The 25,163-nt window shown below is 69.4% G+C and carries 25 protein-coding genes; 14 read left to right on the top strand and 11 right to left on the bottom strand.

The window, feature by feature from the left end:
* Window position 1: 1 nt before the first annotated feature.
* From VSO01S_RS07185 to recA, 4 genes are all read right to left on the bottom strand, one after another.
* Window positions 2-979, bottom strand: coding sequence for an isoaspartyl peptidase/L-asparaginase family protein (locus VSO01S_RS07185; RefSeq protein ID WP_068641115.1), 978 nt, complete (start codon window positions 977-979; stop codon window positions 2-4).
* Window positions 976-1,872 carry a MurR/RpiR family transcriptional regulator gene (locus tag VSO01S_RS07180; RefSeq protein WP_068641114.1) on the bottom strand — a complete coding sequence of 299 codons (897 nt, stop codon included), beginning with the start codon at window positions 1,870-1,872 and terminating at the stop codon, window positions 976-978. The genes VSO01S_RS07185 and VSO01S_RS07180 overlap by 4 nt, the downstream gene beginning before the upstream one ends.
* Window positions 1,873-2,012: 140 nt before the next feature.
* On the bottom strand, window positions 2,013-2,462 hold the full coding sequence (gene recX / locus VSO01S_RS07175; RefSeq protein ID WP_068641113.1) for a recombination regulator RecX: 450 nt from the start codon (window positions 2,460-2,462) through the stop codon (window positions 2,013-2,015).
* 58 nt (window positions 2,463-2,520) lie between these two features.
* Window positions 2,521-3,648, bottom strand: coding sequence for a recombinase RecA (recA, locus tag VSO01S_RS07170; RefSeq protein WP_068641135.1), 1,128 nt, complete (start codon window positions 3,646-3,648; stop codon window positions 2,521-2,523).
* 142 nt (window positions 3,649-3,790) lie between these two features.
* Here recA and VSO01S_RS07165 point away from each other — a divergent pair, with 142 nt between their 5' ends.
* From VSO01S_RS07165 to VSO01S_RS07155, 3 genes are all read left to right on the top strand, one after another.
* The gene (locus VSO01S_RS07165) at window positions 3,791-4,282 is read left to right on the top strand and encodes a MarR family winged helix-turn-helix transcriptional regulator (protein ID WP_068641112.1); all 492 of its coding nucleotides are present in this window, start codon (window positions 3,791-3,793) and stop codon (window positions 4,280-4,282) included.
* A 78-nt stretch (window positions 4,283-4,360) separates the two neighbouring features.
* The gene (locus VSO01S_RS07160) at window positions 4,361-5,035 is read left to right on the top strand and encodes a response regulator (protein WP_068641111.1); all 675 of its coding nucleotides are present in this window, start codon (window positions 4,361-4,363) and stop codon (window positions 5,033-5,035) included.
* Between the two features lie 61 nt (window positions 5,036-5,096).
* Window positions 5,097-6,554, top strand: a complete 1,458-nt coding sequence (locus VSO01S_RS07155; RefSeq protein ID WP_068641110.1) for a sensor histidine kinase — start codon at window positions 5,097-5,099, stop codon at window positions 6,552-6,554.
* Here VSO01S_RS07155 and VSO01S_RS07150 read toward each other — a convergent pair.
* From VSO01S_RS07150 to VSO01S_RS07140, 3 genes are read right to left on the bottom strand one after another with little or no spacing between them, the layout of a single operon-like run.
* Window positions 6,505-6,708, bottom strand: a complete 204-nt coding sequence (locus VSO01S_RS07150; protein ID WP_068641109.1) for a hypothetical protein — start codon at window positions 6,706-6,708, stop codon at window positions 6,505-6,507. The genes VSO01S_RS07155 and VSO01S_RS07150 overlap by 50 nt on opposite strands.
* 17 nt (window positions 6,709-6,725) lie before the next feature.
* Complete coding sequence (locus tag VSO01S_RS07145) at window positions 6,726-7,541, bottom strand: biotin--[acetyl-CoA-carboxylase] ligase (RefSeq protein ID WP_068641108.1); 816 nt, start codon at window positions 7,539-7,541, stop codon at window positions 6,726-6,728.
* A gap of 10 nt (window positions 7,542-7,551) precedes the next feature.
* Complete coding sequence (locus VSO01S_RS07140; protein ID WP_068641107.1) at window positions 7,552-8,106, bottom strand: SET domain-containing protein; 555 nt, start codon at window positions 8,104-8,106, stop codon at window positions 7,552-7,554.
* Between the two features lie 87 nt (window positions 8,107-8,193).
* Between VSO01S_RS07140 and VSO01S_RS07135 the strand changes: the two genes are divergently transcribed.
* Both VSO01S_RS07135 and VSO01S_RS07130 read left to right on the top strand, forming a co-directional pair.
* Entirely contained in the window at window positions 8,194-11,142 is a 2,949-nt protein-coding gene (locus tag VSO01S_RS07135; RefSeq protein WP_068641106.1) for a DNA topoisomerase III, read from the top strand.
* Between the two features lie 23 nt (window positions 11,143-11,165).
* Window positions 11,166-12,134 carry a threo-3-hydroxy-L-aspartate ammonia-lyase gene (locus VSO01S_RS07130; RefSeq protein WP_068641105.1) on the top strand — a complete coding sequence of 323 codons (969 nt, stop codon included), beginning with the start codon at window positions 11,166-11,168 and terminating at the stop codon, window positions 12,132-12,134.
* 15 nt (window positions 12,135-12,149) lie between these two features.
* On the opposite strand, the gene VSO01S_RS07125 is transcribed toward VSO01S_RS07130, so the two are convergent.
* A complete protein-coding gene (locus tag VSO01S_RS07125; RefSeq protein ID WP_068641104.1) occupies window positions 12,150-13,034 on the bottom strand; it encodes a gamma-glutamyl-gamma-aminobutyrate hydrolase family protein in 885 nt (294 codons plus the stop codon).
* A gap of 170 nt (window positions 13,035-13,204) precedes the next feature.
* Between VSO01S_RS07125 and VSO01S_RS07120 the strand changes: the two genes are divergently transcribed.
* Window positions 13,205-14,260: a sugar phosphate isomerase/epimerase family protein gene (locus tag VSO01S_RS07120; protein WP_068641103.1), complete on the top strand. Its 1,056-nt coding sequence runs from the start codon at window positions 13,205-13,207 to the stop codon at window positions 14,258-14,260.
* Between the two features lie 24 nt (window positions 14,261-14,284).
* Window positions 14,285-15,751 carry a xylulokinase gene (xylB, locus tag VSO01S_RS07115; protein ID WP_068641102.1) on the top strand — a complete coding sequence of 489 codons (1,467 nt, stop codon included), beginning with the start codon at window positions 14,285-14,287 and terminating at the stop codon, window positions 15,749-15,751.
* 9 nt (window positions 15,752-15,760) lie between these two features.
* Here xylB and VSO01S_RS07110 read toward each other — a convergent pair whose 3' ends face one another.
* Entirely contained in the window at window positions 15,761-16,858 is a 1,098-nt protein-coding gene (locus tag VSO01S_RS07110) for a S1C family serine protease (protein ID WP_245684136.1), read from the bottom strand.
* A gap of 310 nt (window positions 16,859-17,168) precedes the next feature.
* On the opposite strand from VSO01S_RS07110, the gene infA reads away from it, so the two are divergent.
* The 3 genes from infA to VSO01S_RS07095 are packed head-to-tail and all read left to right on the top strand — an operon-like array spanning window position 17,169 to window position 20,104.
* The gene (gene infA / locus VSO01S_RS07105) at window positions 17,169-17,444 is read left to right on the top strand and encodes a translation initiation factor IF-1 (protein ID WP_068641101.1); all 276 of its coding nucleotides are present in this window, start codon (window positions 17,169-17,171) and stop codon (window positions 17,442-17,444) included.
* Between the two features lie 21 nt (window positions 17,445-17,465).
* Window positions 17,466-18,878 carry an ATP-dependent RNA helicase DbpA gene (dbpA, locus tag VSO01S_RS07100; protein WP_068641100.1) on the top strand — a complete coding sequence of 471 codons (1,413 nt, stop codon included), beginning with the start codon at window positions 17,466-17,468 and terminating at the stop codon, window positions 18,876-18,878.
* Window positions 18,879-18,919: 41 nt separating this feature from the next.
* Window positions 18,920-20,104, top strand: coding sequence for an MFS transporter (locus tag VSO01S_RS07095; protein ID WP_084241730.1), 1,185 nt, complete (start codon window positions 18,920-18,922; stop codon window positions 20,102-20,104).
* A 7-nt stretch (window positions 20,105-20,111) separates the two neighbouring features.
* On the opposite strand, the gene VSO01S_RS07090 is transcribed toward VSO01S_RS07095, so the two are convergent.
* Complete coding sequence (locus VSO01S_RS07090; RefSeq protein ID WP_373282881.1) at window positions 20,112-20,705, bottom strand: DNA-3-methyladenine glycosylase; 594 nt, start codon at window positions 20,703-20,705, stop codon at window positions 20,112-20,114.
* A complete protein-coding gene (locus VSO01S_RS07085) occupies window positions 20,702-21,445 on the bottom strand; it encodes a TetR/AcrR family transcriptional regulator (RefSeq protein WP_218002323.1) in 744 nt (247 codons plus the stop codon). Before VSO01S_RS07085 ends, VSO01S_RS07090 begins: the two co-directional genes overlap by 4 nt.
* A gap of 88 nt (window positions 21,446-21,533) precedes the next feature.
* On the opposite strand from VSO01S_RS07085, the gene VSO01S_RS07080 reads away from it, so the two are divergent.
* From VSO01S_RS07080 to VSO01S_RS07065, 4 genes are all read left to right on the top strand, one after another.
* Complete coding sequence (locus tag VSO01S_RS07080; protein WP_068641133.1) at window positions 21,534-22,517, top strand: VOC family protein; 984 nt, start codon at window positions 21,534-21,536, stop codon at window positions 22,515-22,517.
* Window positions 22,514-23,419: a c-type cytochrome gene (locus VSO01S_RS07075; RefSeq protein ID WP_068641096.1), complete on the top strand. Its 906-nt coding sequence runs from the start codon at window positions 22,514-22,516 to the stop codon at window positions 23,417-23,419. The genes VSO01S_RS07080 and VSO01S_RS07075 overlap by 4 nt, the downstream gene beginning before the upstream one ends.
* Window positions 23,420-23,473: 54 nt before the next feature.
* Complete coding sequence (locus VSO01S_RS07070; protein ID WP_068641095.1) at window positions 23,474-23,950, top strand: FKBP-type peptidyl-prolyl cis-trans isomerase; 477 nt, start codon at window positions 23,474-23,476, stop codon at window positions 23,948-23,950.
* Window positions 23,951-24,088: 138 nt separating this feature from the next.
* Window positions 24,089-25,162, top strand: a complete 1,074-nt coding sequence (locus VSO01S_RS07065) for a pirin family protein (RefSeq protein WP_068641094.1) — start codon at window positions 24,089-24,091, stop codon at window positions 25,160-25,162.
* Window position 25,163 lies beyond the last annotated feature (1 nt).

The following is a 25,163-nucleotide window of genomic DNA, read 5'->3' as shown; positions in this document are numbered from 1 at the left end:
TTCAGCGATGGATGGCAGTGACCGGCGCCTGCGCGCCGCGGGCATGCGCACGGTACATGCCTTCGGTGTTGAAGGCCAGGCTCAGGTTTCCCTGGCGGTCGACGGCGATCAGTCCGCCGTTGCCGCCGATGGCCGGCAGGCTGTGCATGACCACCGCCTCGCACGCCTCGCCGAGCGACTGCCCCGCGTAGCGCATGCGTGCGCAGACATCGTAGGCGGCGGCCACGCGGATGAACATCTCGCCGCTGCCGGTGCAGGACACGGCGGCGGTGCGGTCGTCGGCATAGGTGCCGGCGCCGATGAGCGGCGAATCGCCCACGCGGCCCACGCGCTTGTTGGTCATGCCGCCGGTGGAGGTGGCGGCTGCGAGGTGGCCCTGGATGTCGAGCGCGACGGCGCCGACAGTGCCCATCTTGCGGTCCTCGTCGAGCGGGGCTTGCTCGCGCTGGAAGTTGAAGGCGAGGGCGGCACTGTCGTGGTCGAGGGCGACGCGGCCGGCATCCCGCACACGGTGCAACTGGGCACGGCGCGCCTCGGTGGAGAAATAGGAAGGCTCGACCATCTCCAGCCCGCGCTCGCGTGCGAAAGCCTCGGCGCCCGCGCCGGCCAGCAGCACATGGGCACCGTCCTCCATCACGGCGCGTGCCGCGCGCACCGGGCGGCGCACATGGCTCACGCCGGCAATGGCGCCGGCGCGCAGGTCGGCGCCATCCATCACCGCGGCATCCAGCTCGTGGGTTTCGGCATGGGTGAAGACGGCGCCGTGGCCGGCGTTGAAGAGCGGGCAGTCTTCCAGCATCTCGACCGCAAGGCAGGCGGCGTCGAGGGCCGAGCCGCCAGCGAGCAGCAGTTTCTGCGCGGCCAGCGTGATGGCGTGCAGGGCCTCGTGGTAGCCACGCGCGGCATCGGGCGCGAGCGTGGCGGCACTGATGGTGCCGGCGCCGCCATGGATGGCGATGACGGGGGTGGTGGAACTCATCGGGATCGTTTGGTTGAAGGGTTCGGAAGCACCTGCGCCTGCCGGCCCGGGCCGCCATGCAGCCACGGTGCCACCGAATCGACGACTTTGCCAGCCGTCTGGTAGGCGCCTGGGGCGCGCAGGGCCACGGCGCTGCTCAGCGCCTCGACCAGCGCCAGCGCGCCGGTCTCGCAGTTGGGGCGGTAGCGGGTGCCGGTCTGGGCATAGAGCACCACATCGGCCAACGGCGCCAGCGGCGAACTGGGCCGGTCGGTGATGGCCAGCACCTGCACGCCGCGCGCGCGGGCCTCGCGCGCCAGCGTGACGGTGTCGTTGAGGTAGCGCGGGAAGGCCATGGCGACCAGCAGGTCCTCCGGGCCGCGGCGGGCGAGGGCACGGGCCGCCTGGCTGACGCCTGCTGGCCCGGCGAGCAGCCGCACGTCGGGGCAGTAGGACTCCAGCCCATGGTGCAGCAGCCCGGCCAGCCAGGCGCTCGCACCGAAGCCGACGATCGCGGTCGTGCGCGCCGCGAGGATGCGGCGAACCGCCTCCTCGCAGGCGGCATGGTCCAGCGAGCGGCGGGTGGCCCCGATGTTTCGCTGGCTCTCGTCGAGCACCGCCATGAAGACCTCGGCCACGGTGCCCGGCTGCGCCAGGTTGTCGCGCAGCTCCTGCACCGGCGCCAGCAGCGGCTCGAAGCCGCGCACCAGTTCGGCTCGGAAGGTGGCATAGCCCTCGAAGCCCAGGGCCCGCGCGAAGCGGTTGGCCGTGGCCACCGACACGCCGATGCTGGCTGCCAGTTCGTCGATGGGCTGCGTCGCCACCTGCAGCGGATGCGCCAGCACGTGGTCGGCCACCCGCCGGTGCGCGCGCGTGAGCTGCGGCAACACCTGGGCGATGCGGCGCGCCACCATGGTGTTGCCGCTGCCGGCCGGGGAAGAGGATGCTTGCACTGTCGGGGCTTCAGGTAAATGCGCTTACAAATATAAGCGCACTCTGAAAATTTTTGATCAACCCGGAGTGCAAGAGGCGTGCCGGCAGCACGCAAGTCGGCTCAGATGTCGTCGGGAAGGGAGAGAACGCGGCGAACGATCTCCCCCGAAAAGCCCCGCGCCAGCAGGAAGCGCGTCTGCTTCGCCCGCTCCGCGGCGTCGGCGGGCGGCTGGCCGAAGCGGCGGCGCCAGACCTCGCGTGCGCGCTCCAGTTCGGTGCTCTTGAGCTGCGCCATGGCGCCGGCGATGGCCTCGGCGCCAATGCCCTTTTGTTGCAGTTCCTGCTTCAGGCGCATGGCACCCATGCGGCTCGCGCGCTGGTGCAGCACCGACTGCACCACGCGCGGTTCGCTGATGAAATCGCGAGCTGCCAGTTCGTCCAGCGCCTGGGCGAGGGTGCCGGGCTCTTCTTCATACCTGGCCAGCTTGCGCTCCAGCTCGGCGCGCGAGTGCTCACGCTGCGCGAGCAGGCGCAGGGCCCGGCCCTTGAGGGAAGGGGCGTCGAATCCCATGGATCGCCGCGCCGGCGCGGGCCTTCATGAAGCCCGCACCGGCGCCTCCGGCCAAGGCTTACTTCTCGCCCTTGTCAGCCTTGTCAGCCTTGTCGGCCTTGTCCGCCTTGGGGGCCTTGGCGGACGGCGCGGCTTCTTCGGCTTCCGAACCCGGCAGCAGCGGAATGCCCAGCGACTCGCGCACCTTGTTCTCGATCTCGCGCGCCAGCTCGGGGTTCTCGCGCAGGAACTCGCGGGAGTTGTCGCGGCCCTGGCCGATCTTCTCGCCGTTGTAGGCGTACCAGGCGCCACTCTTCTCGACGATGCGGTTGTTCACGCCCATGTCGATGATTTCGCCCTCGCGGCTGATGCCCTCGCCGAACAGGATGTCGAACTCGGCCGTCTTGAAGGGCGGGCTGACCTTGTTCTTCACCACCTTGACCTTGGTCTCGTTGCCGATGGCCTCCTCGCCCTTCTTGATGGTGCCGATGCGGCGGATGTCCAGGCGCACCGAGGCGTAGAACTTGAGCGCGTTGCCGCCGGTGGTGGTTTCGGGCGAGCCGAACATCACGCCGATCTTCATGCGGATCTGGTTGATGAAGATGACCATGCAGTTGGTCTTCTTGATAGTGGCCGTGAGCTTGCGCAGCGCCTGGCTCATCAGGCGGGCCTGCAGGCCGGGCAGGGAGTCGCCCATTTCGCCTTCGATTTCGGCCTTGGGCGTGAGCGCGGCCACCGAGTCGATCACGATGAGGTCCACGGCGCCGGAGCGCACCAGCGAGTCGACGATTTCGAGCGCCTGCTCGCCGGTGTCGGGCTGGCTGATGAGCAGGTCGGGCAGGTTCACGCCGAGCTTGCTGGCGTACTGCACGTCGAGGGCGTGCTCGGCGTCGACGAAGGCGCAGGTGCCGCCCTGCTTCTGCATGTTGGCGATGACCTGCAGGGTGAGGGTGGTCTTGCCCGAGGATTCCGGACCGTAGATTTCGACGACGCGGCCACGCGGCAGGCCGCCCACGCCCAGTGCGATGTCCAGGCCCAGCGAGCCGGTCGACACCACCTGGATGTCCTCGATCTTCTCGCCTTCACCCAGACGCATGATCGTGCCCTTGCCGAACTGCTTTTCGATCTGCGCCAGGGCAGCTTGCAGGGCCTTGGCCTTTTCGCTGTTGGCACCGGCGATGTTGGCACCCTTGACGACTGCGTCCATGAGAATCTCCTTGAAAATCAACAGGTTGGTGTTTGGTTGCCAGCCTGCTTCGAATCACAGGCTGGATGCTTGAACAGTAGTGTACGTGGCCATACCGGCGAGTAAAGCAGTTATTTAGTCAGTTTGCTTTACCATTTGAGCCATGTCCCTGAACCCCGATCAAGACGCCTGGCGCCAGACCCACCTGGGCCGCCTGCTGGGCCACGCCATGCGGCGCTTCGACGAGCGGGTGCTCTCGCTCATGGCGCATGAGGTCGAGGTGCCGCTGGCGCTGTCCAACCTCGCGGCCCGCGCGCAGGTGAGTGCGGCCCACATCCACATCACCCGCCACCTGGCGCGCGGCGGCTCGCGCCTGACCGAGCTGGCCGAGCGCGCCGGCATGACCAAGCAGGCCATGGGCATGCTGGTCGACCAGTGCGAGGCTTGGGGATTGGTCACGCGCAGCCCCGATCCGCTCGACGCGCGGGCCCGGCAGGTGCAGTTCACCGCCGACGGCCTGGCCTGGCTGGAAGCCTTCCGGCGCGCCGTGGCGCAGGCCGAGGACGAGTTTCGCGCCGCCGTGGGCCAGGAGGTCGCCACCGTGGTGGCGCTGGGGCTGGAGGCCTACGCAGGCGAGGCCGGCGAGCCTGCCTGAAAGGGCGGGCAAGCCCTGAGTCGCCCCGGCAGCAATGGGAGGTTGCGACTTCTAGAATCGCGTAAGGAGACAAACGCAATGCGCATACTGATTGCCGAAGACGACCAGGTGTTGGCGGACGCCCTGCTGCGCAGCCTGCGCACTTCGGGCGCGGCAGTCGATCATGTGGCCAGCGGCAACCAGGCCGACGCGGCGCTCATGACCAACAGCGAGTTCGATCTGCTGATCCTCGACCTGGGCCTGCCCGGGCTGCACGGCCTGGAAATCCTCAAGCGCCTGCGCGCCCGCGGCCAGCAGATGCCGGTGCTGGTGCTCACCGCGGCCGACAGCGTGGAAGAGCGCGTCAAGGGCCTGGACTTCGGCGCCGACGACTACATGGCCAAGCCCTTTTCGCTGCAGGAACTCGAGGCGCGCGTGCGCGCCCTCACGCGGCGCGGCATGGGCGCCACCAGCAACGCCATCAAGCACGGCCCGCTGATCTACGACCAGGCAGGCCGCGTGGCCACCATCGACGGCAAGATGGTGGAGCTGTCGGCACGCGAGCTGGGCCTGCTCGAAGTGCTGCTGCAGCGCGCCGGCCGGCTGGTCAGCAAGGACCAGCTGGTGGAGCGGCTGTGCGAATGGGGCGAAGAGGTGAGCCTCAATGCCATCGAGGTGTACATCCACCGCCTGCGCAAGAAGATCGAGAAGGGCCCCATTCGCATTGCGACGGTGCGCGGGCTGGGGTATTGCCTGGAGAAGATCCAGGGCTGAACCCGGGTCGTAGGCGGCACGTTCGCCTGCATGACCTTCTTCTGCGCGAGACACCACCACCTTGAGACTCTTCCAACGCGGCCAGCGCTCCCTGTTCGGCGAAATCCTCGACTGGATGCTCACGCCCCTGCTGCTGCTGGTGCCGGTGAGCATCGGCGTGACCTGGCTGGTGGCGCAGGGCATTGCCAACCGGCCCTTCGACCGCGCGCTCGAGTTCAATGCGCGCACGCTGTCGCGCATGGTCACCATCCAGAACGGGCTGGTGCAGTTCCAGCTGCCGGAGTCGGCCGGCCAGATCCTGCGCGCCGACGGCACCGACCGCGTGTACTACCAGGTGCTGGGCGCCGACAAGCGCCTGCTGGACGGCGACGCCGAAGTGCCCCTGCCCGAGGAAGAAGAGGCGCCCGGCGAAGTGGTGCTGCGCGACGACAAGCTGCGCGGCGAGGCGGTGCGCGTGGCCAGCATCTGGATCGAGCTGGCGCAGCCCGACGGCCCGCCACTCAAGGTGCTGGTGCAGTTGGCCGAAACGCGCGAGAAGCAGCAGGTGCTGGCCGCCGAGATCATCAAGGGCGTGCTGCTGCCGCAGTTCGCCATCCTGCCGCTGGCGGTGCTGCTGATCTGGCTGGCGCTGGCGCGCGGCATCAACCCCTTGTCGGAGCTGGAAGACCGCATCCGCAAGCGCCGCCCCGACGACCTGAGCCCGCTGGACGACAGCGCCGTGCCGGTCGAGGTGGCGCCGCTGGTGGCCTCGGTCAACGGCCTGCTGATGCGCCTGAAGGATTCGCTGGCGACCCAGAAGCGCTTCCTGGCCGACGCGGCGCACCAGCTCAAGACGCCGCTGGCGGGCCTGCGCATGCAGGCCGACCTGGCGCAGCGCGAGAACGCCAATGCCGACGAGCTCAAGCAGTCGCTCAAGCAGATCGGCCGCTCCAGCATGCGCGCCACCCACACGGTGAACCAGCTGCTGGCCCTGGCGCGGGCCGAAGGCGGCGGTGGCGCGCTGGCGCCGCAAGTCTGCGACCTGGCGCGGCTGACCATCGAGGTGGTGCGCGAGGCCGTGCCGCGCGCCATGGACAAGGCGCTGGACCTGGGCTACGACGGCCACCAGCCCGGTGCGCCCGGCGTGCAGCTGGAGGGCTTTCCCACGCTGCTCAAGGAGCTGATCCGCAACCTGGTGGACAACGCCATTGCCTACACGCCCTCGTCGCCCGACAAGCCCGGCGTGATCACCGCACGGGTGCTGGCCGACCCCTTCGGCCATGTCGTGGTCCTGCAGGTGGAAGACTCCGGCCCCGGCATTTCCGAGGCCGACAAGGAGCTGGTGTTCGAACCCTTCTACCGCGTGCTGGGCAACGATGCGGATGGTTCGGGCCTGGGCCTGCCCATCGTGTGCGAGATCGCGCGGCAGCACAACGCGACCGTGTCGCTCGAAGACGCCCACCCGGGCAAGAAGCCGCCCGGCTCGCGCTTCAGCGTGCGCTTTGAGGCGCGGGAGACGGCGAAGAAGCGGCCGGCTTGATCTGCAGCGCGCCGGGGCGCACCTGCTGCTCCAGCCGATGCGGTTCGCGTTCGCCGTACGAGGCCGGCAGCCAGCCGAAAGCGGCCAGCGCGCCGTGGCTCCAGGCGAAATACAGGCCGTTGGCCAGCACGAGGGCGATCAGCAGAATTCGCACGTCGGGGCCTGTGTGTGTCAGCCGGCGCGCGGGCGCACGCTGACTTCGGAGCTGGTGATGGATTGCATGCCGGCCGCAGTATGCACGAGCAGTTCGCCGGTCCAGCCCACGCCTTCGCAGCGGCCTGCGGTGCCGTCGCTCAGCTGCACCTCGCGCCCGCGCAGGGCGTCGCGTTGGGCAAAACGGGTGGCCAGCGGGCCGAAGCCTGTCTCGGAAAACTCCAGCACCGTGCGCAGCAGGGGCGCCGCGATCTGCGCCAGCGCGCCAGGAGCGGTGGCCTGCGGCTGCCACTCGCGCACGCAGGCCGGTGGCGTGTTCATGCCCTGCGCGTCGCGCGGGCCGATGTTGATGCCCACGCCGATCACCGCGTAGCGCGTGGCCGTCGACGCTTCCCCGGGCAGGGTGGCGGTCTCGATCAGGATGCCGGCCAGCTTGCGGTCCTGCAGCCACAGGTCGTTGGGCCACTTCAGGGCCAGGCCGGCGCTGCGTTGCGGATCCAGCGCCTCGGCCACCGCCACGCCCACGGCCAGCGAGAGGCCCGACCAGTCGCGCGGCGCCAGCGGAAGCCCCAGCGAAAAGGTGAGGGTGGGGGCGGCGTCGGTCTCGCCCGTCTGGCTTTGCCAGGGCCGGCCCATGCGCCCGCGGCCGGCGCTCTGGCGCAGGGCCACCAGCAGCACGGCCTCGCCGGCCCGGCCCGCGCGCCCGCGCCGCATCAGCTCGGTGTTGGTGGAGTCGATTTCCTCCACCAGTTCCACCCGGCAGCCCGGCAGCAAGGCATCGAGCTGCGCGCTCAGTTCGGCCAGCGGCCAGGCGGATGCGGGCTGGGGGGTCATGGCAGGGAGCTCAATCCTTCTTCTTGGCCTTCTTTTTCTTGTTCTTGGCTTTTTTCTTCTTCTTTTTCTTGCTGGACTTCTTGCCTTCTTCCTCGTCGTCCTTGGGCGACAGCAGCGTGCCGCGGCAGGTCTCGGCGCCGCACCAGCAGGGGAACTCGGCCAGCAGCTTGGGCGTGTATTCCTCGTCGATGATCAGGCCGTAGTCGTAGTTGAGCTCTTCGCCGGCCTTGATGTTGCGCAGGGCCTTGATGAAGATGCGGCCATTCTGCTCGTCGGCCTCGCAGTTGGGGTCGCACGAGTGGTTGATCCACTTGGCGGAGTTGCCGTTCACCTTGCCGTCGATCACACGCTCGTCGTCGACGTGGAAGTAGAAGGTGTGGTTGGGCTGCGACGGGTCGTGGGGATGGCGGCGCAGCGCCTCTTCCCAGGTGATGACCTCGCCCTTGTACTCGACCAGGGTTTCGCCTTCGGCGATGTCTTGCAGGGCGAACACGCCGTTGCCGTGGACGCCGGAGCGCCGCGTCTGGATGCGGCGGCCGCTGCTCGGGGTGGATTTGGAAGGCATCGCCGAAGTCTGTTAGTTTGAATATGTACGCATGCGCGTGCGCGTGTACGCACGCGTGAGAAGCGCCAGATTGTAGAGAGAGCCGAGATGACGAAGACATTGGTGATTGCAGAAAAACCGTCGGTGGCCCAGGACATCGTCCGGGCGCTCACGCCGGTGGCCGGCAAGTTCGACAAGCACGACGAGCACTTCGAGAACGAGAAGTACGTCGTGACCAGCGCCGTGGGCCACCTGGTGGAGATCCAGGCCCCCGAGGAATACGACGTGAAGCGCGGCAAGTGGAGCTTTGCCAACCTGCCGGTGATCCCGCCGCGCTTCGATTTGAAGCCGGTGGAAAAGACCAAGACGCGCCTGAACGCCGTGGTGAAGCAGGCCAAGCGCAAAGATGTGTCCGCGCTGGTGAACGCCTGCGACGCGGGCCGCGAGGGCGAGCTGATCTTCCGCCTGATCGAGCAGTACGCCGGCGGCGCCAAGCCGCTGGGCAAGCCGGTGCAGCGGCTGTGGCTGCAGTCGATGACGCCGCAGGCGATCCGCGACGGCTTCGAGCAGCTGCGCAGCGAAAAGCAGATGCAGGGCCTGGCCGATGCGGCGCGCTCGCGCTCCGAAGCCGACTGGCTGGTGGGCATCAACGGCACCCGGGCCATGACCGCCTTCAACTCGCGCGACGGCGGCTTCTTCCTCACCACCGTGGGCCGGGTGCAGACACCCACCCTGTCGGTGGTGGTGGAGCGCGAGGAGCAGATCCGCAAGTTCGTCTCGCGCGACTACTGGGAAATCCACGCGAGCTTCCAGGCCGAGGCGGGCCAGTACCCGGGTAAATGGTTCGATCCGAACTGGAAGAAGGCCAACGCGCCCCTGTTGCCCAATGGCGAGCCCGACCCCGAGCAGCGCGCCGACCGCGTGTGGAACGAGCGCGACGCCCTGGCCATTGCCGATGCGGCGCGCGGCCAACCCGCCACCGTCACGGAAGAAAGCAAGCCCACCACGCAGGCCTCGCCGCTGCTGTTCGACCTGACCTCGCTGCAGCGCGAGGCCAACAGCCGCTTCGGCTTCTCGGCCAAGACCACGCTGGCGCTCGCGCAGAGCCTGTACGAGCGGCACAAGGCACTCACCTACCCGCGTACCGACTCGCGCGCACTGCCCGAGGACTACCTGCCGGTGGTGAAGCAGACGATGGGCATGCTCGCCAACAGCGGCATGAAGCATCTGGCGCCTTTCGCGCAGCAGGCCATCGACGGCAACTACGTCCGGCCAGCCAAGCGCATCTTCGACAACGCCAAGGTGTCGGACCACTTCGCCATCATCCCGACGCTGCAGGCGCCCTCGGGCCTGTCGGATGCGGAGCAGAAGCTGTACGACTTCGTGGTGCGGCGCTTCCTGTCGGTGTTCTTCCCCAGCGCCGAATTCCAGGTGACCACCCGCATCAGCACCGTGTCGCACGAGGGCAAGGACTACAACTTCCGCTCCGACGGCAAGGTGCTGGTCAAGCCGGGCTGGATGGCCATCTACGGCAAGGAAGCGGTGAGCGACGACGACGAGAAGGACGGCAAGAACCTGGTGCCCGTCAAGCCCGGCGAGAAGGTGCTGAATGAATCCGCCGACGCCAAGGGCCTGAAGACCCGTCCGCCGGCCCGCTATTCCGAAGCCACGCTGCTGGGCGCCATGGAGGGCGCCGGCAAGCTCATCGACGACGACGAGCTGCGCGAGGCCATGCAGGAAAAGGGCCTGGGCACGCCGGCCACGCGCGCAGCCATCATCGAAGGCCTGCTGGCCGAGAAGTACATCCTGCGCGAGGGCCGCGAGCTCATCCCGACGGCCAAGGCCTTCCAGCTCATGACGCTGCTGCGCGGCCTGGGGGTGGAGGAACTGTCCAAGGCCGAGCTCACCGGCGAGTGGGAATACAAGCTCTCGCAGATGGAGCACGGCAAGCTCAGCCGCGACGCCTTCATGCGCGAGATCGCCGAAATGACGGAGCACATCGTCAAGAAGGCCAAGGAGTACGACCGCGACACCGTACCGGGCGACTACGCCACCTTGAGCACGCCGTGCCCCAACTGCGGCGGCGTGGTTCGCGAGAACTACCGGCGCTACGCCTGCACCGGCAAGCCTGGGCAGGAGCCCTGCGGCTTTTCCTTCGGCAAGTCGCCGGCCGGCCGCACCTTCGAGGTGGCCGAGGCCGAGGCGCTGCTGCGCGACAAGCACATCGGCCCGCTGGAAGGCTTCCGCTCCAAGGCGGGCTGGCCCTTCGTCTCCGAGATCGTCCTGAAGTTCGACGAAGAGGCGAAGAACTACAAGCTGGAGTTCGACTTCGGCGACGAGAAGGACCCGGCCGAAACGGGCGAGATCGTCGACTTCAGCGGCCAGCAATCCCTCGGGCCGTGCCCGAAATGCAGCAGCCGCGTGTTCGAGTTCGGCAGCAACTATGTGTGCGAGAAGTCGGTGCCCACGGCGGCGCAGCCCACGCCCACCTGCGACTTCAAGTCCGGCAAGGTGATCCTGCAGCAGCCGGTGTCGCCCGAGCAGGTGCAAAAGCTCCTGGCCGAAGGCAAGACCGACCTCTTGGACAAGTTCGTCAGCATGCGCACGCGGCGCGCCTTCAAGGCCTTCCTGGTGTGGAACAAGGAAGAGGGCAAGGTCACCTTCGAATTCGAGCCGCGCACCTCCAAGTTCCCGCCGCGCAAGACGCTGGCGACCACGAAGACGCCGACCGTGACCGCGGCCAAGAAGGCCGCCGCGAAGAAGGCACCGGCTGCCAAGAAGACCGCGGCGGCCAAGACGCCCAAGGCGCCCAAGGCGCCGCGCAAGCCCGCCGCGGGGCTCACGCCCAGCGCCGAACTCGCCGCAGTCGTGGGCAACGAGCCGGTCGCCCGCACCGAAGTGATCAAGAAGCTGTGGGACTACATCAAGGCCAACGGCCTGCAGGACGCCAAGGACAAGCGCGCCATCAATGCCGATGCCAGGCTCAAGCCCGTGTTCGGCAAGGACCAGGTCACGATGTTCGAGCTGGCCGGCATCGTCGGCAAGCACCTGAGCTGATTGCAGGCGACAGGAGGGAAGCGATGAGCGCACTGGCCACCCCGGGCTTCGAGGACGTGAAGGCCGCCGCCGCCCGGCTGGCTGGCCAGGCGCACCGCACGCCGGTGATGCGCTCGCGCACGGTGGATGCCGCCACCGGCGCGCAGTTCTTCTTCAAGTGCGAGAACTTCCAGCGCATGGGCGCCTTCAAGTTCCGCGGCGGCTTCAATGCGCTGTCGTGCTTCGACGCCGGGCAGCGCCGCGCCGGCGTGGCGGCCTTCTCATCGGGCAACCACGCGCAGGCCATTGCGCTGGCGGCGCAGATCCTGGGCATTCCGGCCACCATCCTCATGCCCGCCGACGCGCCGGCCATGAAGGTGGCGGCCACGCGCGGCTACGGCGGCGAGGTGGTGCTGTACGACCGCTACAAGGAAGACCGCGAGGTGCTGGCCCGCCGCTTGGCCGAAGAACGCGGCATGACGCTGATCCCGCCTTACGACCATCCGCACGTGATCGCCGGGCAGGGCACGGCCGCGCTGGAGCTATTGGAAGACACCGGGCCGCTCGACGCGCTCTTCGTGCCGCTGGGCGGCGGCGGCCTGCTGTCGGGCTGCGCGCTTTCCGCCAGGGCGCTGGCGCCGCAGTGCAAGGTCTATGGCGTGGAGCCGGCGGCCGGCAACGACGGGCAGCAATCCTTTCGCGCGGGCCGCATCGTGCACATCGACACGCCGCGCACCATTGCCGACGGGGCGCAGACCCAGCACCTGGGCGAACACACCTTCGCCATCATCCGCCGCGAGGTGGAGGACATCCACACCGCCACCGACGCCGAGCTGGTGGATGCCATGCGCTTCTTCGCCGAGCGCATGAAGATGCTGGTGGAGCCCACCGGCTGCCTCGCCTTTGCCGCCGCGCGCCGATTGGCGCAGCCGGGGCAGCGCATCGGCGTGATCCTGAGCGGCGGCAACGTCGACCTCCAGCGCTTCACCCAGCTGCTGGGCCAAGCGGGCTGAGCTGCCGCCCCGCGCTCAGTTGCGCAGCAGGGCCTGGCGCAACAAGCGCGCCGCGCGGTCGCGGATCTTGCCCGGGGCCACGTGCTGCGGCGGCCGCGCGCGCGCGCGGGTCGCCATGCAGGCGCCAAGGAAGTCGTCCAGGATGGCCCCGTCGTCCACCGTGCTGATCGGGGTGCCGGGCTGGTGGAATTCCGGGTGCCACTGGGTGGCGGCGATGTAGCCGCGGCCCGGCACCGGCTTGCGGCGGATGGCTTCGGGCACATGGTCGGGGTAGCTCCAGGCCTCCACCTCGAAGCCCGGCGCCAGGTGCTTGATGCCCTGGTGGTGGATGCTGTTGACCCGCGCGTGAACCATGCCGGGATACATCTGCGACAGCCGGGTGCCTTCCACGAACACGATGTCGTGGAAGTTCTGGTCGTAGCTCACCGGGTCGCGGTGCTGCAGCGCATGCGGATGCTGGGTGGCGATGTCCTGGTAGAGCGTGCCGCCGAAGGCCACGTTGATGAGCTGCAGGCCGCGGCACACGCCGAAGATCGGCTTGCCCGCCTGCTCGAAGGCCTCCACCAGCGCCAGGTCGTACAGGTCGCGGATGCGGTCGCCCATCCAGGCCTCGCGCAGCGGCATCTCGCCGTAGCTTCCGGGCCAGACGTCCGCCCCGCCGTGCATCACCACCCCGTCGAGCCACTCGGCGTAGTGCGCCAGGCTGGTGTCGCCGCGCGCGGTCTCGCCGGTGGGGCAGGGCACCATCACCACCAGCGCACCGGCCGACATGAGCCAGTGCGCGATCGATTGCTCCACGTACTGCAGCGTCTTGTTGGTGAACAGCGAGCGGCCCGGGTCGGCGTGCTGGAAGCAGGCCGACAGGCCGATCTTGAGGCGGCTGGCTACGGTTTGTGACATCCCTGGCTCGGCGCGCCCCGCAGGCGTCGCCCGAAGTCGTACATGGGAAATATTGTGGCGCGTCCCCGTGGCGCGTGCTTTCGATTTCGCGAGAAACCGGACTTCGGACTGGACGCGGTGTTGCTGCCGCACACAATGGGTGTCGCAAGACGAAAAAGGAGACTCCTTTCATGAAGACCATCCAGGGGCCAGCCATCTTCCTGGCCCAGTTCGCCGGCGACCAGGCTCCCTTCAACTCGCTGGACGCGATCGGCGCCTGGGCGGCGGGCCTGGGCTACAAGGGCGTGCAGATTCCCAGCTGGGATGCGCGCCTGTTCGACCTTCGGCGCGCGGCGCAGAGCAAGACCTATTGCGACGAAGTCAAGGGCACGCTGGCCCGGCACGGCCTGGCGATCACCGAGCTGTCGACCCACCTGCAGGGCCAACTGGTGGCGGTGCACCCGGCCTACGACGCGGGCTTCGACGGCTTCGCGGCGCCCGAGGTGCGCGGCAACCCGGCCGCGCGGCAGGCCTGGGCGGTGCAGCAGCTGCATTACGCGGCGCAGGCCTCGGCCAACCTGGGGCTCACGGCGCACGCCACCTTCTCGGGCGCGCTGGCCTGGCCCTACCTCTACTCGTGGCCACCGCGCCCGGCCGGCCTCATCGAAGAAGCTTTCGACGAGCTGGCGCGCCGCTGGAAACCCATCCTGGACGCCTTCGACCAGGTGGGCGTGGACGTGTGCTACGAGATCCACCCCGGCGAGGACCTGCACGACGGCGTGACCTACGAGATGTTCCTTGCGCGCGTGGGCAACCATCCGCGCGCCTGCCTGCTCTACGACCCGAGCCACTTCGTGCTGCAGCAGCTGGACTACCTGGCCTACATCGACCACTACCACGAGCGCATCAAGATCTTTCACGTGAAGGATGCGGAATTCAACCCGACCGGCAAGCAGGGCGTGTACGGCGGCTTCCAGAACTGGATCGACCGCGCCGGGCGCTTCCGCTCGCTGGGCGACGGGCAGGTGGACTTCGGCGCCATCTTCTCCAAGCTGGCGGCCTACGACTTTCCGGGCTGGGCAGTGCTGGAATGGGAGTGCTGCCTGAAGCACCCGGAAGACGGCGCCCGCGAAGGCGCGGCCTTCATTGCCGAGCACATCATCCGCGTGGCCGACCGGGCCTTCGACGACTTTGCCGGCGGCGGGGTCAACACCGCAGCCAACCGCAAGATCCTCGGCATCGGCTGATCGCGCCAGGGAAGAAAGGGCGACATGGATCTGGGCATCGACCTGGGCACCTCCGAAGTCAAGGCGGTGCTGGTGGACGACGCGGGCCGCGTGGTCGGTCAGAGCAGCCGCGTGCTGCAGATCTCGCGGCCGCATGCGCTGTGGGCGGAGCAGGACCCGCATGCCTGGTGGCAGGCCACGCAAGCCGCGCTCGGCGAGCTACGCGCGCAGCACCCCAAGCCCTGGGGCGCCGTGCGCAGCATCGGCCTGTCGGGCCAGATGCACGGCGCCACGCTGCTCGATGCGCAGCACCGCGTGCTGCGGCCCTGCATCCTCTGGAACGACGGCCGCAGCCATGCGCAGTGCGACGAGCTCGAACGCGAGCGGGCGCCAGCCAGCCGGCGCATCACCGGCAACATCGCGATGCCGGGCTTCACCGCGCCCAAGCTCATGTGGGTGGAACAGCACGAGCCCGACATCTTTCGACAGACCGCGCTGGTGCTGTTGCCCAAGGACCACCTGCGCCTCACCCTCACCGGCGAAGCCGTGTCCGACATGTCGGACGCATCCGGCACGCTGTGGCTGGATGTGGGCGCGCGGCGCTGGTCGCACGAGATGCTGGCCGCCACCCACCTGACGCCGGCGCACATGCCGCGGCTGGTGGAAGGCTGCGCCGCCAGTGGCGTGCTGCGCAAGGCGGTGGCCGACGAGCTGGGGCTGCCGCCCGGCGTGGTCGTGGCCGGCGGCGGCGGGGACAACGCAGCCAGCGCGGCCGGTATCGGGGTGGCGGCGCCGGGCACGGCGTTTCTGTCGCTTGGCACCTCCGGCGTCTACTTCGTCGCCAACGACGCCTTCTCTCCCAACCCGGCCGACGCGGTGCACGCCTTCTGCCATGTGTTCCCGGGCACCTGGCACCAGATGACGGTGATGCTCGCCGCGGCCAGCTGCCTGCGCTGGCTGCGCGGCGTGACGCATGCCGAGAGCGAGGCGCAGCTGGTGAGCGAGGCGCAGGCGCTGCCGGATGCCGAGCCGCTGCCCACCTTCCTGCCGTACCTGTCGGGCGAGCGCACCCCGCACAACGACCCGCATGCCAGCGGCGTGTTCTTCGGCCTCAGCCACGCGCACGGGCGCGGCCACCTGGCGCGCGCGGTGCTCGAGGGGGTGGCCTTCGCCTTCCTCGACGGGCAGCGCGCGCTGCTGAGCGGCGGCGCACGCATCGACAGCGTGACGCTGGTGGGCGGCGGCTCGCGCAGCAGCTACTGGGCCCAGCTGCTGGCTGACGTGCTGGGCCGGCGGCTGGACCGGCGCAGCGGCTCGGAAGTGGGCGCGGCCCTGGGTGCCGCACGGCTGGGACGGCTGGCGTGCACCGGCGAAGCCGCGCAAGAGGTCTGCGCGGCGCCGCCGCTGGCCGACAGCTTCGAGCCGGACATGGCGCGGCATGCAGCATTCGCCGAGCGGCACGCGCGCTTTGCCCGCCTGTACGGCGCGCTGCGCGCCGAGATGCGGGCCTGATGAAGCCGTTCAAATGCCCTGCGGCTTGCGCAGCGTCTGCATGCGGTCGACCGCCTGGACGCGCACCTTGCGGACCTCTTCTCCGCTGCGCACGGTGAGCTCCACCTCATCCGTCGGCGCGGGATGGGTCCAGATCCTCTTGTAGAAGCTTTCGAGCGAATCCACCGGCGCCCCGTCCACTTCCAGCACCTCGTCGCCCGCGCTCACGCCGGCCAGCTGCGCGGGGCCGCCGCGCTCCACCCGCACGATGCGCACCCGCCCGTCCTGCAGTTGCGACGACACGCCCAGCCACGGCCGGCGGCTGGCCCGGGTGCTGCCGGTGGCGCGCATTTCCGCCAGCACCGGCGCCAGCAGGTCCACCGGCACGAACATATTGCCCGGCACCACGCGGCCGACGGCCGGCGCGTCCGACACGAACAGGCTGCCAATGCCCACCAGTTCGCCCTTGCGGTTGAACACCGCCGCGCCGCTGTGGTTGGGCACCGGCGGCACCGTGAAGAGCGCCTGGTCGATGTGATATTCCCAGTAGCCCGAGAAGGCCCGGCGGTCGACCATGCGCACCACGCCGACCACGGCGCCGCCGTCGCCGGAGGTCGACACCATCAGCGGCTCGCCCGCTTCCAGCGAGGCCACGCCGCCCATGGGCGCCGGCTCGATGCGCGGGCGCAGCGGCACCAGCGGCTGCACCAGCCCGAAGCCGGTGGCCTGGTCGTAGGCCACCTGGCGCGCCGGCATGCGGCGCTCGTCCTGGGTGACCACCTCGATGGTCTGCGCCTCCAGCAGCAGGTAGCCGATGGTCAGGATCAACCCGTCGGCATCGATGACCACGCCGCTGCCGCTGCGTTCCTCGCCCAGGCTGCGCGCCGTGGATGCGCCTTCCGTGGCGCTGACGCGCAGCGCCACCACGGCGTTCAGCGCGCGGCGCAGGGCGGCCACCTGCGCCTGGTTGGCCGGAGAGTCCTCGGCCTTCGGAGCCGGCGCCGGCCCGTGGCCGGGGACCGCCGCATGGACGTCTGCGCCGGCAAGGGCCAGCCATGCCGACAGCGCCAGCATGGCGAGCACCCGCCGCAGGTTCGCTGCGGAATGCGCGAAATCGGGGACTCGCATGAGGGCGCTCCTTGCCGTCGGCAGCAACGGATGCTTCATCGTGCGCCTTCGCGTGCGGCTTCGCAACGGGCGCCCAGCGGCGGTCCTCGGCGGCCAGTCCAGGCAGGCCCATTCGGGGCGGCCAAAGCAACACCCATGCCCGTCAAGTTACAATCGAGGGTTCGCTTTTCGGCGGGTCCTTGCGGACAGGGCGGCCTCCTTGCCTGGCCCGGCCATGGGCGAGAACGCCCGGTTTTTGATTGAATCCAACAGGCGTGGATGGCCCGGCCAAGGCCGCCCGCGCAACCACTCGCACGCAAGAAGGTACTGAATGCCAAAGGAAGAACTGATTGAAATGAGCGGCTCGGTGACCGAAGTCCTGCCCGACTCGCGCTATCGCGTGACGCTGGACAACGGCCATCAGCTGATCGCCTACAGCGGCGGCAAGATGCGCAAGCACCACATCCGCATCCTGGCGGGCGACAAGGTGTCGCTGGAGCTGTCGCCCTACGACCTGACGAAGGGCCGCATCACCTTCCGTCACCTCGAGCGCCGTCCGCCCGGCACCGGCCCGGCACCGACGCCCGGCGGTGGCCAGCGCCGCTAAGGCTCGCGCCTGACCGGCCCGATGAGCGCAAGCGCAGCCCAGGCCGCAGCGGCCGACGGCTTCGACACGCTGCCGCTGGCGCCCCACATCCTGGCCAACCTGGCCAGCCTGGGCTACGCGCGCATGACGCCGATCCAGGCGGCCAGCCTGCCCGCGGCCTTGCTCGGCAAGGACCTGATCGCACAGGCCAAGACCGGCAGCGGCAAGACGGCCGCCTTCGCCCTGGCCCTGCTGGCCAACCTCAATCCCCGGCGCTTCGCGGTGCAGAGCCTGGTGCTGTGCCCCACCCGCGAGCTGGCCGACCAGGTCAGCACCGAGATCCGGCGCCTGGCGCGCGCGGAAGAGAACATCAAGCTCGTCACCCTGTGCGGCGGCATTGCGCTGCGCGGCCAGACCGCGAGCCTGGGCCACGGCGCGCACATCGTGGTGGGCACGCCCGGACGCATCCTCGACCACCTGGAGCGCGGCAACCTCGACCTGTCCGCCCTCAACACGCTGGTGCTGGACGAGGCCGATCGCATGCTGGACATGGGCTTTGCCGAAGACATCGCGCAAGTGGCCCGCCAGTGCCCCGCGCAGCGCCAGACGCTGCTGTTCTCGGCCACGTACCCCGACGGCATCGCGCAGCTTGCGCGCCAGTTCATGCGCGAGCCGCAGCAGATCACGGTGCAGGCCCAGCACGAGGCAGGCAAGATCGAGCAGCGCTGGTACGAAGTGACCGAGAACGAGCGGCTGCACGCCGTGTCGCGCCTGCTGGCGCACTTCCGCCCGGAAAGCACGCTGGCCTTCTGCAACACCAAGCAGCAATGCCGCGACCTGGTGCAGGTGCTGACCAGCCAGGGCTACAGCGCGATGGCGCTGTTCGGCGAACTGGAGCAGCGCGAGCGCGACCAGGTTCTGGTGCAGTTCGCCAACCGCAGCTGCTCGGTCCTGGTGGCCACCGACGTGGCGGCGCGCGGGCTCGACATTTCGCAGCTGGCCGCGGTGATCAACGTCGACGTGAGCCCCGACCCCGAGGTGCACATCCACCGCATCGGCCGCACCGGCCGCGGCGATGCGCAGGGCCTGGCGCTGAGCCTGGCGGCCATGGACGAGATGGGCAGCGTGGGCAAGATCGAGCAATTGCAAGGCCGCGAGTCCGACTGGCATCCACTGGCCGAACTGGTGCCCGCCAGCCAGGAGCCGCTGCTGCCGCCCATGGTCACGCTGCAGATCGCCGGCGGGCGCAAGGAAAAGATCCGCGCCGGCGACGTGCTGGGCGCGCTCACCGGCGAAGCCGGCTTCGCCAGGGAGCAGGTGGGCAAGATCAACATCAACGACTTCTCGACCTACGTCGCAGTCGACCGCGCCATTGCGCAAGAGGCGGTGCGCCGCCTGTCCGGCGGCCGGGTCAAGGGCAAGAGCGTGAAGGTGCGCCTGCTCGACGCGACGTGAGCAGCGCCGGGGCCGCTTCCAGGACCCCACCCGCCTGGGTGATGCTGGCGGCCCTTTGCAGCGCCTTTGCGCTGAGCCAGTCCTTTCGCACCATGGCGGCCATCCTGGCGCCGCCGCTGCAGCGCGAATTCAGCCTGTCGGCCCAGCAGTTGGGGCTGTTCGCAGGCGCTTTCCATTTCGCCTTCGGCGCGCTGCAGTTCTTCATGGGCATGGGCATCGACGTGTACGGCCTGCGGCGCACGGTGCTGTTCGCCTTTCCCTGCGCCATTGCGGGCGCGCTGCTGTCAGCCTTGTCGCACGACTTCGGCGTGCTGCTGGTCGGGCAGGTGCTGATCGGCATCGGCTGCGCGCCGGCCTTCCTGGTGTGCACGGTGTTCATCGCGCGGCACTTTCCGCCCGAGCGCTTTGCGCCGGTCTCCGGGCTGGTGCTGGGCCTGGGTTCGGTGGGCATGCTGCTCACCGGCACGCCGCTGGCCTGGCTGGTGAGCGCCGCGTCCTGGCGCGCGGGCTTTGTTGCGCTGATGCTGTGCTCGGTGGCCGCCTGGCTGCTCATGGCCTGGAAGGTGCACGAGCCGCCGCAGCCCGGCGCCGGCGCGCACGCGCCGCTGTCGATGTGGCAGGCGCTGCTGAGCTACGGCGCCCTGTTCCGGCTGCCGCACACGCTGGGCATCCTGCTGCTGGCCTCGGTGACGTATGCCTCGTTCATCTCGCTGCGGGGGCTCTGGCTGGGGCCGCTGCTGGTGGAGCGGCACGGCTTTTCGCTGGTGCAAAGCGGCAACATCGCGCTCATCGTCTCGGTGGTGGGCATGTTCGGGCCGCCGCTGTTCGGCCGGCTCGATCCGGGCCCGGCCAGGCGCCGCCAGCGCATCGTGGCGTGCACGGTGGCGGTGGCGGCGGGCTTCTTCCTGATGGCCTACGCGCCCTCGGCCGCCGTGGACGTGGCGGTGATGGTCGTTTCCGGCCTGCTGTCGGGCTACATCGTGCTGCAGTACGCCGACACGCGCGGCGCCTACCCGGCGGAGATGACCGGGCGCGCCATGGCGCTGTTCACCATGGCGATGTTCCTCGGCGTGGCCTTCATGCAGTGGTTCACCGGCGCCGTGGCGTCGATGGCCACCGCGCATGGCCTGGATCCGTTCGCGGCAGTGCTGGCCACCATCGGCATCCTGCTGTCGGTGGGCGCCGCCGGCTTCGCCTGGCTGCCCAAGCCGCCACGCGCGGCCTGATTCGAATTCAGGGGCCCGCGCGCCGCGAGGACGTCGCCGGAAAGGGCTTGCTGAGAAAGCGCGATCCCTTCAGCCCGAAGCGCCACGGCACATCCATCGCCTTGGAGATGCCGATGCGCGGCCCCACCAGCAGCTCGACGCCGTCTGGCGGCGCCGCCAGCAGGCGAAAGGGCGGGCGGTCCAGCCGATGGCCGCTGAAGCTGCCGTCGATGCCCAGCGCCTGTCCCACCCGGCCCGGCCCGGAGCACAGCAGCCGCTCGTCCTCCAGGCCGCGGCGCTCGCGCATGCGCGCCAGGCCCTCGGTCGGCTCGATGGCGCGGATCAGCACCCCGGCGCCATGCCCTTCCTCGCGGCACACGAAATTCATGCACCAGTGGATGCCGTACGAGCGGTAGACGTAGCTGCGGCCCGGCGGGCCGAACATCGCGGCGTTGCGCATCGTCGGCCCCGCAAAGGAATGCGAGGCAGGGTCGGTGCGGTCGTAGGCCTCGGTCTCCACGATGATGCCGCCCACGCCATCGACCAGCACGGTCACGCCGATGAGCTGCTGCGCCACCTCGTGGGCGTCGGCGCCGAAGTCGATGTGGGCCAGCGCCTTCACGATGCTCGGGCGGCCCGGGTGGTCTTTCTGGCCTTGGCAGCGGTAGCGCGGGCACGCTCCGGCGCGGCGGCCGCGCCGATGGCCGGAGCGTCAGGAAAGTTCGGCAAGGGCCGGCGCGCGATTTCCTCCGCCTTTTCATGGGCGACGCCCAGGCCGCGCAGCACGCAGGCGGCCATGTCGGCACCGTGCGAAGCCGGCGCCAGCCCCAGCGCCACGCTGCGCATGGCGTTCGTGCCGGCGCCGTTGATCAGGTCGATGGCCACCTGCTCGTTGGCGATGCGGAAGGCCTTCTGCTTCACGCCCAGCCGCAGGTCGGCCAGCGTGAACTGGCGGATATGCATCAGCAGGTCCGGCGTGGCTGCGGCCACGTCCAGCATCAGCAAGGCCCACTGCGGTGCAACTTCGGCCAGCCACACATAGCGCCGCCCGCCGATGGCCATGCGCTCGGCGCCTTCCTTCACCCCGGCCTGGCTTTCGGCAATGCGTGTGCACAAGGTGTTGGCCAGGCGCAGGGCCACCTCGCGCTGCACTTCTTCCTTGGTCTTGAAGTGGTTGTAGACCGTGGCGGTGGTCATGCCGGCCACGTCGGCGATCTCCTGGATGGTGCCTGCGGCCACGCCGCGCACCGAGAACACCTTGAGCGCCGCATCCACCAGCTGGGCCCGCGTGCGCTCGCGCTTGGGCAAGCCCGCGGGCAAGGCGCTCAGCCCGGCCGAAAGCGCTATGGGCAAAGGTTGCATTGACCCTGTTAGTACCTTATAGCTAACATCCATTTTTAGATGATTCATCCAATTTTGGTTTTCTTCATCAATTTTAGTGAGCTTCGCCATGACCCCCCTCGCAAGCCCCGATCTTCGTCTCGGTTATCTGGTTTTCGAGGCCAGGCGCCCCAAGCGCTGGGCCGAGTTCTGCCAGCACACGCTCGGCCTGCCGGCGCCGCTGCTCAATCCTGACGGCAGCTGCGGCTGGCAACTGGACGCACAGGCCCAGCGCCTGATGGTGCAGGAGGGCCCCGCCGACGACGTGGCGGCCATCGGGCTCCAATGCGCCAGCGAGCAGGTGCTGGATGCGCTGGCCCTGCGCATCTCGGGCGCCGGCCGTGCGCTCGAGGAAGGCGATGCGCGCCTGTGCATCTCGCGCCGGGTGCGCCGGCTGGTGCGCACCACCGATCCCGCGGGCAACACGGTGGAACTGTTCGTCGACCCGGACGAGGCAGCGCAGCCCTTCGTGTCGGAGGCCTTTCCCGAAGGCTTTCGCACCGGCGAACTCGGCCTCGGCCATGCGGTGCTGGTGTCGGACGACCTGGCGGCCATGGAAGCCTTCTACGCCGGCCTGTTGGGCTTCGGCGTGACCGAGCGCCTGGCGACCAAGGTCGGCCCCATCGACGTGCGCGGCACCTTCATGCATTGCAACGCGCGCCACCATTCCATTGCGCTGTTCGACCTGCCGCTGCCCAAGCGCATGCACCACTTCATGCTGCAGGCGGCGCGGCTGGCGGACATCGGCATCGCCTTCGAGCGTGCGCAGCGCCACAGGGTGCCGCTGAGCCTGGGCCTGGGGCAGCACCCCGACCCGGACGGCACCTTTTCCTTCTACGGCGCCACGCCCTCGGGCTTCGACTTCGAGATCGGCGCCGGCACGCGCGAGATCGATCCGCACGGCTGGCAGGTCCAGGCCACGCAGACCACCAGCAGCTGGGGCCACAAGCCGCAGCTACGCCTGCGGCTGAACATGGCCCGCCATCTGGTGGCGCGCAAGCTGTTCGCCGGCAGGCGCAAGCCGCAGGCCGCGGCGCGGGAGCAGCGGGCATGAGCAGTAGCAAGACCTGGCTCAAGCGCATCGGCATCGCGCTGCTGTTCCTGGTCGCGCTCGCCGCGGCAGCGCTCTTTGCCGGCGACCAGCTGGCCACAAAGAAGATGCATCGCACCGTCGAGCTCCAGGTGCAGCCGGTGGCCTACAAGGACGATGCCGCGGCCATCGAGCGCGGCCGCTACCTCTTCGCCTCGCGCGGCTGCGTCGACTGCCACGGTGCAAAGGGCAACGGCAACATGTTCCTCGATGACGGCAAGGGCATGCGCATCGCCGGCCCCAACATCAGCCCCGGCCCCGGCAGCGTGGTGAAGGACTATCAGCCGGTGGACTGGGTCCGCAGCCTGCGCCACGGCGTCAACCCCCAGGGGCGGCCGCTGATGATCATGCCCAGCGAGGACTACAACCGCTTCACCGACGAGGACCTGGCCGCACTGGTGGCCTACATCCGCCACCTGCCGCCGGCCGAGGGCGGTGGCCCGGTCATCGACCTGCCGCTGCCGGTGCGCGCCATGTACGGCTTCGGCCTGATCCACGACGCCGCCGCCCGCATCGACCATACGAAGCCGCCCGAGAAGCCGGTGCCCGATGCGGTGACGGTGCAGCACGGCGCCTACGTGGCCAACATGTGCATCGGCTGCCATGGCGCCAGCCTCGCCGGCGGCAAGGTGCCCGGCGGGCCGCCCGACTGGCCCGCCGCCGCCAACCTCACGCCCGGCGAAGGCACGGCCATGGTGCGCTACCCCGACGCCGCATCCTTCGCCGCGATGTTCAGGAGCGGCAGGCGCCCCGACGGCCAGGAGATCAAGGTGATGCCCTTCGGCTCGCTGCGCGAGATGAACGACACCGATGTGCGGGCACTCCACCTGTACCTGAAGACACTGGCGCCGCAGCCGCACGGCTGACCCACGCTCCCGGACCGAGCGCTTGCGCGCCCGCTCTGGGACAATGGCGCCCCTATGCAAATCACCAAAGACACCGTCGTTACCCTGCAATACAAGGTGAGCGACGCCACCGGCAAGCTGATGGAGCAGAGCAAGGACCCGATGGTCTACCTGCACGGCGGCTACGACAACACGCTGCCCAAGATCGAGGCGGCGCTGGAAGGCAAGGAAGCCGGCTTCCAGACCACCGTGGCGCTGGCCCCCGAAGACGCCTTCGGCGTGCGCGACGAATCGCTGGTGCGCACCATCCCCAAGGCGGAATTCCCGCCGGGCGTGAAGGTGGGCGGCCAGCTGCAGGGCACGCTGGACGACGGCCAGCCGCACATCTTCTGGGTGATGAAGGTCAAGGGCGACAAGGTACTGCTGGACGGCAACCATCCCTGGGCCGGCATCCCGCTGCGCTTCACCGTCAAGGTGACCGGCGTGCGTGCCGCCTCGGCCGAGGAAATCGAGCATCGCCACGTGCACGGCGAGCACGGACACCACCACTGACAGGGTTCCCGCGGCGGCCCCATCGTTCCATCGCTGGGCCGCTGTGTCGCACGCGCGGCGCTTTTCATCCCGGGCGGCGCCCCCACTTGAAAGGGATCGCAGCCATTGCCTGCGCCCCACGCCACAAGGAGACCTGCCGTGTCTGCCGATCCCGTCCTGAAGCTTCATCCGCTGGGCTTTCCCTGGCCCACCATCGACCCCTTCCTGTTCTGCGTCCATCACGACGACGCCTACCCGCAAGGCAATGCGCAGATGGGCCCCGATGCGAAGCTGCTGGCGGGCCGCGACATCGGCCAGGACTTCAGCCGCAAGGACGGCTGGAGCATGTACCACGGCGAAGAGGTGCCGGGCTTTCCGGGCCATCCGCACCGCGGCTTCGAGACCGTGACCATCGTGCGCCAGGGGCTCATCGACCATTCCGACTCGCTGGGCGCGGCCGCGCGCTTCGGCGGCGGCGACGTGCAGTGGCTCACCGCGGGTGCGGGCATCGTGCATTCGGAAATGTTCCCGCTGCTCAAGTCAGACGCGCCCAATCCGCTGGAGCTGTTCCAGATCTGGCTGAACCTGCCCGCGCGCAGCAAGATGGCGGCGCCGCACTTCACCATGTTCTGGGCCGAGGACATTCCACGCCTGCGCGCACTCGACACCAACGGGCGCGAGACGGAACTGGCCTGCATCGCCGGGCGCCTGCCGCTGGATGCGGGCACCGGCCCGAATGCGGGCGAACTGCAGCCCCTGGCGCCGCCGCCGGCCTCCTGGGCCGCGCAGGACGATTCGGACGTGGCCATCTGGACCGTGCGCATGGCGCCCGGCGCCCGCTGGACGCTGCCGGCCGCGGCGGGGCAGGGGACGCGGCGCATGCTGTACTTCTTCCAGGGCGCCTCGGTGCAGGTCGGCGGCCGCCGCATCGACGGCCATGCGGCCGTCGAGCTCGATGCCGGTGCCGACGTCGAGCTGGTCAACGGCGATGCCGCCGGCGAGTTCCTGGTGCTGCAGGGCCGCCCCATTGCCGAGCCGGTCGCGCAGTACGGCCCCTTCGTGATGAACACGCAGGCCGAGATCGCGCAGGCCATGGCCGACTACCGCCGGACCCAGTTCGGCGGCTGGCCTTGGCCGCACGGCGCGCCCGTGCACGGCCGCGATCCGGCCCGCTTCGCCCGCCATCCGGACGGCCGCGAAGAGCGGCCGGAGGATCTGCGCCAACCGGCATGAC

It is taken from the genome of Variovorax soli NBRC 106424, assembly GCF_001591385.1.
In the GTDB taxonomy this organism is placed as follows: Bacteria; Pseudomonadota; Gammaproteobacteria; order Burkholderiales; family Burkholderiaceae_C; genus Variovorax; species Variovorax soli.
This window is presented reverse-complemented; position numbering and strand designations above follow the sequence as displayed.